The organism is Acinetobacter sp. RUH 2624 (assembly GCF_000162375.2).
Classification (GTDB): Bacteria; Pseudomonadota; Gammaproteobacteria; order Pseudomonadales; family Moraxellaceae; genus Acinetobacter; species Acinetobacter nosocomialis.
On the sequence record NZ_KI391942.1, the window covers coordinates 1 to 10,509 of the forward strand.

The 10,509-nt window shown below is 36.4% G+C and carries 9 protein-coding genes and 2 pseudogenes; 9 read left to right on the forward strand and 2 right to left on the reverse strand.

The genetic code is table 11. The features are described 5' to 3' along the window. Nucleotides 1-354, reverse strand: a pseudogene (locus tag HMPREF0014_RS24775) (transposase); the annotation flags it as partial. 249 nt (nt 355-603) lie between these two features. Here HMPREF0014_RS24775 and HMPREF0014_RS24780 point away from each other — a divergent pair. The 7 genes from HMPREF0014_RS24780 to hisC all read left to right on the forward strand — a co-directional run bounded on the left by HMPREF0014_RS24780 (nt 604) and on the right by hisC (nt 7,446). Then, nucleotides 604-2,052 (forward strand): RNA polymerase factor sigma-54, encoded by a 1,449-nt coding sequence (locus HMPREF0014_RS24780; protein ID WP_002050391.1) that lies wholly within the window; start codon nt 604-606, stop codon nt 2,050-2,052. A 169-nt stretch (nt 2,053-2,221) separates the two neighbouring features. Next, nucleotides 2,222-2,560 carry a ribosome-associated translation inhibitor RaiA gene (gene raiA, locus HMPREF0014_RS24785; protein WP_001167461.1) on the forward strand — a complete coding sequence of 113 codons (339 nt, stop codon included), beginning with the start codon at nt 2,222-2,224 and terminating at the stop codon, nt 2,558-2,560. 138 nt (nt 2,561-2,698) lie between these two features. Beyond that, nucleotides 2,699-2,950, forward strand: a complete 252-nt coding sequence (gene ibaG / locus HMPREF0014_RS24790; RefSeq protein ID WP_002050455.1) for a BolA family iron metabolism protein IbaG — start codon at nt 2,699-2,701, stop codon at nt 2,948-2,950. Between the two features lie 6 nt (nt 2,951-2,956). Further along, complete coding sequence (murA, locus tag HMPREF0014_RS24795; protein ID WP_006581686.1) at nt 2,957-4,213, forward strand: UDP-N-acetylglucosamine 1-carboxyvinyltransferase; 1,257 nt, start codon at nt 2,957-2,959, stop codon at nt 4,211-4,213. Continuing rightward, nucleotides 4,213-4,896, forward strand: a complete 684-nt coding sequence (gene hisG, locus HMPREF0014_RS24800) for an ATP phosphoribosyltransferase (protein ID WP_002050281.1) — start codon at nt 4,213-4,215, stop codon at nt 4,894-4,896. The genes murA and hisG overlap by 1 nt, the downstream gene beginning before the upstream one ends. 105 nt (nt 4,897-5,001) lie before the next feature. Beyond that, nucleotides 5,002-6,291, forward strand: coding sequence for a histidinol dehydrogenase (gene hisD, locus HMPREF0014_RS24805; RefSeq protein ID WP_025465687.1), 1,290 nt, complete (start codon nt 5,002-5,004; stop codon nt 6,289-6,291). Nucleotides 6,292-6,360: 69 nt separating this feature from the next. Next, the gene (gene hisC / locus HMPREF0014_RS24810; protein WP_006581684.1) at nt 6,361-7,446 is read left to right on the forward strand and encodes a histidinol-phosphate transaminase; all 1,086 of its coding nucleotides are present in this window, start codon (nt 6,361-6,363) and stop codon (nt 7,444-7,446) included. A gap of 3 nt (nt 7,447-7,449) precedes the next feature. Here hisC and HMPREF0014_RS24815 read toward each other — a convergent pair whose 3' ends face one another. Beyond that, nucleotides 7,450-8,805 carry an anthranilate synthase component I family protein gene (locus HMPREF0014_RS24815; RefSeq protein ID WP_031944401.1) on the reverse strand — a complete coding sequence of 452 codons (1,356 nt, stop codon included), beginning with the start codon at nt 8,803-8,805 and terminating at the stop codon, nt 7,450-7,452. A 351-nt stretch (nt 8,806-9,156) separates the two neighbouring features. Here HMPREF0014_RS24815 and HMPREF0014_RS24820 point away from each other — a divergent pair, with 351 nt between their 5' ends. Continuing rightward, the gene (locus HMPREF0014_RS24820; protein WP_006581682.1) at nt 9,157-10,005 is read left to right on the forward strand and encodes a DUF6160 family protein; all 849 of its coding nucleotides are present in this window, start codon (nt 9,157-9,159) and stop codon (nt 10,003-10,005) included. 298 nt (nt 10,006-10,303) lie between these two features. Next, nucleotides 10,304-10,414, forward strand: a pseudogene (locus HMPREF0014_RS26185) (peptidase); the annotation flags it as partial. Nucleotides 10,415-10,509: the final 95 nt, after the last annotated feature.

Genomic DNA, 10,509 nt, shown 5'->3' on the forward strand with positions numbered 1-10,509 from the left:
GAGCCATTAAGGTAATTGGAAAAGAATATCTTTTTTGTTTCATATAGGCGTACCTTACTGACTTTCTTTGGCAAAGTACGCTGCTGCCTTTTTTAAAAATTCACGTTCCATTTCAGCTATTTTGAGCTGTTGTTTGAGTTTTTTATTTTCTTCGAGTAGAGCGTTTAGATCAGGTGAATACTGTTTTGTACCTGCTAAAGTTCCAGCCTTTGCTTTGGTATTCCAATTTGAAAGAGTTTGCATTGAAATGCTAAGTTGTCTAGCTGTTTCCGAGACATTGCCTTGATTGGCTTCAATTAATTTGATGGCTTCAGCTTTAAATTCTGTGGTGTAAGTCTTGTGTTTCTTGCTCATGGTAAACTCCTGATGAGTGTGTTTAGTTTACCAAGTTAAAACCTCCTGTTTTTTCAGCACACATCATCTTTTTTGATTATCCTCAATCGATCATTAGATATAACTCAAAATAACCTTAATATTATTTTAGAAGATTAAATTACTACTTTTCTCATGAAATGCTGAGTCAATATATAGGATAAACCATTACTATATGCTATAAATAATGAATAGGCATGATTTTTGCTTGTTTTTTGGAAAGAGAAATATATGAAATTATCTGTTGGATTGAAAGTTGCGAACTCTTTATCGTTAACACCTCAATTGCAGCAGGCAATCCGTTTACTGCAGCTCTCAAGTTTAGAATTAGAGCAAGAAATTCAAATTCAATTAGATAGTAATCCATTACTTGAAAAAGTGGAAGATGAATCAATAGCAGAAAGTTTATCTACTTTAGAAAAAAAAGAGGCAGATGATCTTACTACAGAGTTAAATGCAAACCATTTACCTGATGATTTACCTGTCGATACTGAGTGGGATGACATTTATACCCATCAGTCTACAGCTCTGGCTACACCTGAATTTGAAGAGCGTGAGGATAACCGTCAAGTTCAGATGACACTTAAAGAGCATATGTTAGAACAAGTCAATTTATTGCATTTTTCAAAAATAGATCAGTTGATTGCTTATTGTATTGTGGATGCCTTAGATGATAAGGGATTTTTAGATGCTGAGATAGAAGAGATAATCTTAGCTGTACAACATCTATTAAATGATATGGATATTGAGGAAGATGTTGAGGAAGATGAAGTTTTAGTTGTTTTAAAGCATATACAACGGCTTGATCCAATTGGCATTGGTGCTCGTAATCTTGCCGAATGTTTAAAAGTTCAGTTAGAGTTTTTACCTAAAGAAACTGAATATTTAAAAGAAGCTAAAAATCTTCTTCAATATTATGAGTTATTGATTGCGAACGATCTCAATAAATTATTAAAACAAACAGGTCTTTCTAAAGATCAGTTAAAGTTTGCAGTTGATTTGCTAAAAACACTAAAGCCTTACCCAGGTATGGATTTTGAAAAGCAAGAATCAGAATATCAAATTCCTGATGTAGTAGTTGCTAAGAAGGATTTACATTGGCAAGTTCAGTTAAATCCTGATGTGATGCCAAAACTAAGAATTAATTCTTTTTATTCGAGTATGATTCGTAGGGCAGATCAGAGTGATGATAATTTATATCTGCGTAATCAGATGCTTGAAGCCAAGAATTTTATAAAGAGCATTGATGAGCGCCATAAAACTTTATTAAAAGTTGCGACTTGTATTGTTGAGCATCAAAAAGCATTTCTTGAAATAGGTCCTGAAGCAATGAAACCGTTGGTACTACGGGACGTTGCTGAGGAAGTGGAATTACATGAGTCTACAGTTTCTCGGGTCACAACAAATAAATATATGCTAACACCACGTGGACTTTTTGAGTTGAAATACTTCTTTTCTAGTCACGTGGGAACAACAGCAGGCGGGGAGGCTTCCTCTACCGCCATTCGAGCTATGATTAAAAAGTTGGTATCCAATGAAAATCCACGTAAACCATTGTCTGATAATGCAATTGCTGCTTTGTTAAAAGATGAAGGGATAGAAGTGGCTAGAAGGACTGTAGCAAAATATCGAGAATCGTTACATATTCCATCGTCATCCGAAAGAAAAGTCTTGATCTAGATTTTGAAGTATGACTATTCTAGATATTCATTATGACGAAATAATGAAATTTCAATTTCACCAAAAGGAGTAGCTAGAATGATTTAATTGTCCCAAATCATCTTTTTTAGATTGCATTAAATCGTTTTAGTTCTTCTTTATATAACCCAAAAAGGTGAGGGATAGAATTATGCAAATAACGATTCGTGGACATCATTTAGCAATTACACCAGCTATAGAAGAAAATATTAAAGCAAAATTTAATCAGTTAACAAAACATCTTGATCAGGTGAATAGTATGCAGATTAAATTAACCAAAGATCATCAGATTGATAAGCGATCGCATAAAGGTAGTTCTAATCATGTGGCCGAAGCAATAGTCCGGTTACCGGGAATTGAACTATTTGCTCAAGCAACAGCAGATGATATGTATACTTCAATTAAAAAACTGACTGAAAAACTAAAAAAACAATTGTTAAAATATCGGAAAATGCAATGTACGTATTCGCAAGTTGCTGTTTCTATTTAATAAGTTTTTAATAATTGAGAGAGGCTTGAAATATAGCCTCTTTTTTATTGATAAAATATAAACACGTACTGAATTCTTTGAAAAAGTTATAGTAAAATACTTCGTTTTACACCGTAGGTTGTGCCAGAGGTCTTTGCAATGAATAGTGAACAGCTCACTCAAATTTTAAAAGAAGCTTTTCCTGAAGCGGAAGTAGCGGTGAGCGGACAGGCTGGAAAATTTGACCTCCGTATTGTGGATGATCAATTTGAAGGTAAGCGTACTGTTGCCCGTCAACAAGCAGTTTATGCACCATTAAATACTTATATTGCAAGTGGCGAAGTTCATGCCGTAACAATTCGTGCGATGACCAAAGATGAATGGCGCAAAGCAAGCCTTTTCGGAGCTTAAATATTAATGGATAAATTTTTAATTACGGGCGGTGTTAAGCTCGAAGGGGAAGTACGCATTTCTGGTGCTAAAAATGCGGCTTTACCATTACTTGCGGCAATGATTCTTGCTGACTCTCCAATTACATTAACCAATGTCCCAAATCTTAAAGATGTAAATACTTTGGTGAAATTAATTGGTGGTTTAGGCGTCACGATCAGTTATGAGAACGATACTGTCAAAGCTGATACCTCGACTTTAGATAACCAGTTTGCGCCTTATGAACTTGTAAAAACAATGCGTGCATCTATTTTGGTTTTAGGACCATTATTAGCGCGTTACGGAAATGCCAAAGTTTCATTACCTGGCGGATGTGCAATTGGCTCTCGACCAGTAGATCAACACTTAAAAGCCTTAGAAGCGTTAGGTGCTCATATCGAAGTCGAAAATGGTTATGTCCATGCGACTGTAGATGGTCGACTTAAAGGCGGTGAAGTAGTCTTCGATATGGTCACTGTCGGTGGTACTGAGAATATTTTAATGGCGGCTGCTTTAGCGGATGGTATAACTACAATTCGTAATGCTGCGCGTGAACCTGAAATTACTGACCTTGCCCAAATGCTTATTAAAATGGGCGCAAAAATTGAAGGTATAGATACCGATACACTCGTTGTTACTGGTGTTGAAAGTCTACATGGTTGTGAGTATGCAGTTGTTGCAGACCGTATTGAAACAGGTTCTTACTTGGCTGCAGCGGCTATTACTGGTGGTCGTGTAAAAACAACACATACAGATCCTTCATTACTTGAATCTGTTTTAGACAAGTTTGAAGAAATGGGTGCTGAAGTGACCCGTGGCGACGACTGGATTGAATTGGATATGTTGGGTAAGCGTCCTAAAGCAGTAAGCTTTAGAACATTGCCGCATCCTGAATTCCCGACTGATATGCAAGCACAAATTATGGCCGTAAATGCAATTGGTCGTGGCTTTGCAACGATTTCTGAAACCATTTTTGAAAATCGTTTCATGCACGTTCCTGAATTGTCACGTATGGGTGCTAATATTCAGGTTGAAGGTCATGATGCTGTTGTGACTGGTGTTGAAAAATTACAGGCAGCACCTGTAATGGCAACAGATTTACGTGCTTCATTCTCTTTGGTTTTAGCGGCTTTGGTTGCTGAAGGTGATACATTAATTGACCGTATCTACCATATTGACCGTGGTTATGAGCATGTCGAAGAAAAACTTCAAGGTTTAGGTGCCAAAATTAAGCGAGTAAGTTAATGAATGACGTAAGAAACGATGATCCTAATTTTAACGTAATGGGTAATTTTGATCATGGTTTGACCTTGGCACTGAGTAAAGGACGTATTTTAAAAGAAACTTTACCTTTACTTGCTACAGCAGGTATTAACCTACTTGAAGACCCGGAAAAATCGCGTAAGTTAATTTTTCCTACCACTCACAAGCAAGTTCGTATTTTGATTTTACGTGCGTCTGATGTGCCAACTTATGTTGAGAATGGTGCAGCTGACTTAGGTGTAGCCGGTAAAGACGTGCTTATGGAACATGGTGCTCAGCATGTTTATGAGCTATTAGACCTGCAGATTGCGAAATGTAAATTAATGACTGCTGGTAAAGTAGGAATGGAACGTCCAAAAGGTCGTCTAAAAATTGCGACTAAGTACGTCAATCTAACTCGTCAATACTATGCAAGCTTAGGTGAGCAGGTGGATGTTATTAAGCTTTATGGTTCTATGGAGCTGGCACCACTCGTTGGTTTAGGTGATTATATTGTTGACGTCGTGGATACCGGAAATACTTTGCGAGCAAATGGTCTTGAACCATTAGAAGAAATTTGTAAAGTATCTTCACGCCTTATTGTTAATAAAGCGAGCTTTAAACGTAAACAAGGCTTATTAAACCCTATCATTTCCCAACTTGAACATGCTGTTCAATCACGTTAAAAGTAATTTCCTATCATGCTTTTGCGATAGTTGTAGATATGATGCCCACAAGAGTCTAGAAAAAGAGTAAACTTGGTTTTTCTTTTTCGCCTTGTGGGTAAATTGATGCGACGTTTATCGACTCAAGATCAGAACTTCAAACAGGTTTTTGCCGAGCTTTTAGCTTTTGAAACTGTTAATGATCCTAATTTAGTTCAAACAGTAGATCAAATTATTGCTGATGTTCGTCAGCATGGTGATGATCATGTTTTAAAACTTACTCAACAGTTCGATCGACATCCAGCGCATCAATTTTCCGATCTAGAATTGTCTCAACAACAACTTAAAGCTGCTTTTGATGGTTTAAACAAAGAGATTCGTGAAGCCTTACAACTCGCGGCTGATCGTATTCGTACATTTCATGAGGCTCAGAAACAAGATAGCTGGACTTATGTAGATGATTTAGGTAACACCCTAGGACAAAAAGTGACTCCACTTGACCGTGTTGGTATTTACGTACCAGGCGGACTTGCATCTTATCCTTCATCTGTACTTATGAATGCAGTGCCTGCACATGTGGCAGGTGTACCTGAAATTATTATGGTGGTGCCTGCGCCAAATGGTGAACTAAATCCACTCGTTTTAGCTGCTGCTTATTTAGCTGGTGTTAGCCGAGTATTTACTATTGGTGGTGCACAAGCTGTTGCTGCTTTAGCTTATGGTACTCAGACCGTTCCACGTGTTGATAAAATTACGGGCCCTGGAAACCGATTTGTAGCAGCAGCAAAACGTGCTGTATTTGGTCAGGTTGGTATCGATATGATTGCTGGGCCTTCTGAAATTTTAGTATATGCAGAAGGTGTAAATAACGCTGAATGGTTAGCGATGGATGTATTATCTCAAGCTGAACATGACACAGTGGCTCAAGCTATTTTCATTACTCCAGATGAAGCATTGCTAGAAGCTGTAGAGTCTGCAATTGAAAAACATTTAAGTGAATTGCCAAAAGCTGATATTGCACGTACATCGATTGAAAATCGTGGGGCTTTAGTTTTAGTAAAAAACCGTGTAGAAGCTGTTGATTTGATTAATCAGGTTGCACCAGAGCATTTGGAGTTATGTCTTGATGATGCTGAAGCAATGAGCGAAGACATTCGTCATGCAGGGGCAATTTTCATGGGACGCTATACACCTGAAGCAATTGGTGATTACTGTGCTGGTCCAAACCACGTATTACCAACATCTGGTACAGCGCGCTTCTCATCGCCACTTGGTGTATATGATTTTCAAAAGCGTTCTAGCTTGATTATGTGCTCAAAAGAGGGCGTTAAAACATTAGCTAAGACGGCTGATGTCCTTGCTGTTCAAGAAAATCTTGATGCCCATGCACGTTCGGCTCGTTATCGTTATCAATAAGCTTTAAGCCTTTTAGTATTTTTAATGATTATTCAGGGCTGACTTTCAGCCCTTTTTTGAGATAAGACTATGAGTGTATCTACAGCACAAATGCGTTTTTGGAGTCCTGAGGTTCGTGAGTTAGAGCCTTATGTGCCAGGTGAACAACCTAAAATCCAGAATTTATTGAAATTAAATACCAATGAAAATCCATATCCGCCATCACCCAAAGTAGTAGAAGCAGTTCAAGCTGTACTACATGAACAAGCTGATGCGCTTCGTTTATATCCAGATCCGGATGCTACAGCTTTAAAACAAGCGATTGCTAAGCAACAGGATATTGATGTATCTCAAGTTTTTGTAGGTAATGGTTCTGATGAGGTGCTTGCTCATATTTTTAAAGCATTTTTCCTTCAAGAAGAACCGATTCTATATCCAGATATCACTTATAGTTTTTACCCAGTTTATAGCCAGTTTTTTGGAACAAAAACAAAAGAAATTCCACTCAATGAGAATTTCGAGATTGATGTCAAAGATTATACTCAGCCTAATGGTGGAGTTATTATTACCAACCCAAATGCACCAACCAGTATTGCGTTAAGCTTGGCAGAGATTGAACAAGTGTTACAAGCTAATCCAGACCGTGTGGTTGTGATTGATGAAGCTTATGTTGATTTTGGTGCTGAGTCAGCTGTAAGTTTGATAAACCGTTATGAAAATCTTGTAGTGTGCCAAACAACTTCAAAGTCTCGTTCTTTGGCTGGTTTACGCGTTGGATTTGCGATTGCTCAGTCACATTTGATTGCAGCACTTGAAGCGGTAAAAAATAGTTTTAATTCATATCCAATTGATCGATTTGCTATTGCAGCGGCTGTCGCTTCTTTTGAAGATCAAGCCTATTTTGAAGAACAGTGTCAAAAGGTCATTATAAGTCGAGAAAAACTTGTTCGTGATTTAACGGAACTTGGCTTTAACGTCTTGCCATCGAAAGCGAATTTTATATTCGCTACTCATTCGCAATATGATGCTGGGCAATTAGCACAAAAGTTGCGTGAGCAGGGCGTTATTGTCCGTTATTTCAATAAGCCTCGCATTAATCAGTTTTTACGTATTACGGTTGGAACTGATGAACAAAATGCGCGTTTAGTTCAAACATTGAAGCAAGATATTCTTTAATATTTATTCTGCTGTGCTGTTCATTAAGTTCAGCATAGCAGAGATTTTATCAAGACTTTCTTGATATTCAGCCTCAGCTTCTGAGGCAATCGTAATACCGCCACCCGCCCAAATAGAGAGTTGGTTTTGATATTGTTGAAAACTGCGAATTAAAATATTCCAACGTCCCGTGCCATCGAAATTAAAATACCCCAGAGTCCCGCAATATGCTCCTCTTGGCGCACCTTCTAACTCTTCAATAATTTGCATTGCTCGAATTTTAGGAGCTCCTGTAATTGAACCTCCTGGTAAAGCAGTGAGTAACATTTGCATAGGATTAATATCCTTTTTAAGTGTAGCCGTAACTTCACTTACCATGTGATGAACTTGATTGAAACTTTCAATTTCAAATAACTTCGTTGTTTTTACCGAGCCAGTATTGGCATAAACGCTCAAATCATTACGTAATAAATCAACGATCATGACATTTTCTGCTTGATCTTTTTTAGAGTTTTTTAAGGTTTGCTTTGAAAGTAAATCTTGTTCTTCATTTTTAAAACGAGGCATAGTACCTTTGATCGGTCTGGTTTTAATTTGCTTATCTACATCAAACTCAATAAATAATTCAGGAGAGCAGCTTAATAACTCAAAATTTTCTAACTTCAAATAACCAGCATATGGAGCATTAGTTAAATTCCACAACTCTTCTGCTTTATTTAATAATGAGCCGGTAAAATTTGCACTGAATTCTTGAGTAAGGTTAATTTGATAACAATCTCCTGCTTTAATATATTCTTGTATTTTATGAAAGGCAGTTAAGTATTTATTTTTAGTCCAACGAGGATGAATATTTTCTTCTAATTTAAAAATATTATTTTTTAGTTTAGAAGAAGGTTTTTTGAGTAAATCTGAAATATATTTAAAAATTTCTAATGCATTATTTTCATCGCTAAAAAAATACCATTCATTATTTATATTTTTAATAAAAGAATGATAGCAACCTATAAATAAAGAAGGTTGTTCATGTAATTGATTATTTATAAATTGATTCGCAGAGAAGTCATAGCTAATAAAACCAATATATCCTCCATTAAAGCTTATAGTTTCAATATTTTTGTTTTTTAGATCTGGGGATTGAAATTGAGAAAAATCTATAAGACTCTGTATATCAGATGAAGTTTGATAATTATTTAGGTCCGATTTTTTAAATAAAAAATTTTTATAATTTTGAATAATTAAATATTTATTTGGAAGAAACCCAATAACCGGATTTTTGTCATCATGAAGATATACAAGCCCGATTAACTCTTCTAATTTTTTTAAAATATCGGCAGCAGATTGAGAGCTTTCTAAAGAGATTTTTTTCTTTAACTGAGACATTTTAAACATATAAGTACTTGGAAGAGGTGACATAGTTTACTACAACTTCTAGTCCATCAAACGGATGAGTCGAAAGAGTTTAATATTTCGTGGAAAAAACAACCGAACAATTCTTCAGTTTTGCTAATAATTTATGAATTCGAACGGGCAATCAATATCGGTACCGTTTGTCGGGTAATTGGCAAAAAATGCATTACAGTAGTTGAACAAAAATTAACGTAGCTGTAATTTAGTAATTGCTAAGCAAAACTACTCAAGGATTGGAAGTTTCGGTTGCCACAAAAGAAAAATGCAACTTGAGACAGTAAGAGTGGTTAAGTCAAAAAATAAATGCTCTTGGGAGAGTGCTCAATGAAAATGTTCACTAAACTTGCTTTAGTTTCTTCTTTAGCTATCAGTGCAAATGCTATGGCAATGCAATCAATGGATGATGCAGCGCTTAGTGCTGCTACAGGTCAAGACGGTATTAATATCGGTATTGCTTTGGGTTCTGGTGGTATTTCTATCGATAAATTATACCTACACGATAATGATGGTTTAGCAACATCAACAGGTATTACTGGCGCTTCAGGTACAGCAGGTTCAATCGCAATTAGTGGCGTTACGGTAACTCAAAAAGGTACAGGTAACCTTTTAGATTTAGCGATTGATACAAATGGTGCTTCAGGTTCAAATGGTGCTTTCTTAAACGTTGCAGCAACAGTAGGTGCGGTTGACGTGCATGTTGGTTCAATTGGTGTAGGTACTTCTGGTACATTAAATACAACTACGGCTGTACGTGGTATTACTGAAACTGCTCCAACTGAAATTATCTCTGGTTTAGATTTATCTTTGGGGCAAATTTCTGCAAATGTTCAGTTAGGTTCAACTCCGCAAGGCGCAATGATCAAAGTGAACTCTAGCTTGCAAGGTGGTTTAACACTATCTAACTTTGGTATTAATGATGCTGCTGGTGGTGGTAAAATTGTCCTAGACAAAGTAATGGTTCGTGGTTCAGGTAATACAACGGGTGATTTGGATGTCAAAGCAAATATTTCTGTTGTACCTACAGGTTTACGTATCCAAAATAACAGCACACAAGGTATGAACGTTTATGCACAGGGCGTACACCTAGGTGCGGCAGCTAATGCTTCAATTGGTGATTTAGAAATTCAAGGTTTAAATGTAGGAACTTCTACAATTACTATTTCTGGTCACTAATTTAAAGACTGATAAAAAGCGCGTTTATACGCGCTTTTTTATTTATCTTAATAAAACTAATATCTATACTTTTCTATTTAAATAATATTAGCTTATATAATAAGAAAGAATATAAAACATTTGAAATGAGAATTAATTAACAGTTTATAAATGTAAAACTATGCATTCATCAAAAAGATTAAAAAAAAGCTGTTTTTTACAAAAAAAAAAGGTATCTTCAACACACAGGGATGTAGAGCTATTGCTCTAAGAATAAAATGAATAAGGCCGGTTAGGCCACCATTTAGACCAAGTGCTTATGTTAGAGATAGTTTTAGGCTCAGCATTGATGTATTACTTTGCGACAGAAGCCTTCGAAATAGAAAAAAAGCCGCCGGGAACTGTTTATTATACAGAGACTGCCGATTCATGATATACGCTGAATTATCAGGAGACTTTCCCTTGGGAGATTCTAGGCAGCCAATTTATAAAAGTCTTCGGCCATTTGATTTGGTGTCTTAAAAC

What these genes read in the sequence shown, in the direction of transcription:
- HMPREF0014_RS24820 (WP_006581682.1), top strand. Translation starts at nt 9,157, where the DNA reads ATGAAAATGTTCACTAAACTTGCTTTAGTTTCTTCTTTAGCTATCAGT.
- raiA (WP_001167461.1), top strand. Translation starts at nt 2,222, where the DNA reads ATGCAAATAACGATTCGTGGACATCATTTAGCAATTACACCAGCTATA.
- murA (WP_006581686.1), top strand. Translation starts at nt 2,957, where the DNA reads ATGGATAAATTTTTAATTACGGGCGGTGTTAAGCTCGAAGGGGAAGTA.
- hisD (WP_025465687.1), top strand. Translation starts at nt 5,002, where the DNA reads ATGCGACGTTTATCGACTCAAGATCAGAACTTCAAACAGGTTTTTGCC.
- HMPREF0014_RS24815 (WP_031944401.1), bottom strand. Translation starts at nt 8,805, where the DNA reads ATGTCTCAGTTAAAGAAAAAAATCTCTTTAGAAAGCTCTCAATCTGCT.
- hisC (WP_006581684.1), top strand. Translation starts at nt 6,361, where the DNA reads ATGAGTGTATCTACAGCACAAATGCGTTTTTGGAGTCCTGAGGTTCGT.
- ibaG (WP_002050455.1), top strand. Translation starts at nt 2,699, where the DNA reads ATGAATAGTGAACAGCTCACTCAAATTTTAAAAGAAGCTTTTCCTGAA.
- HMPREF0014_RS24780 (WP_002050391.1), top strand. Translation starts at nt 604, where the DNA reads ATGAAATTATCTGTTGGATTGAAAGTTGCGAACTCTTTATCGTTAACA.
- hisG (WP_002050281.1), top strand. Translation starts at nt 4,213, where the DNA reads ATGAATGACGTAAGAAACGATGATCCTAATTTTAACGTAATGGGTAAT.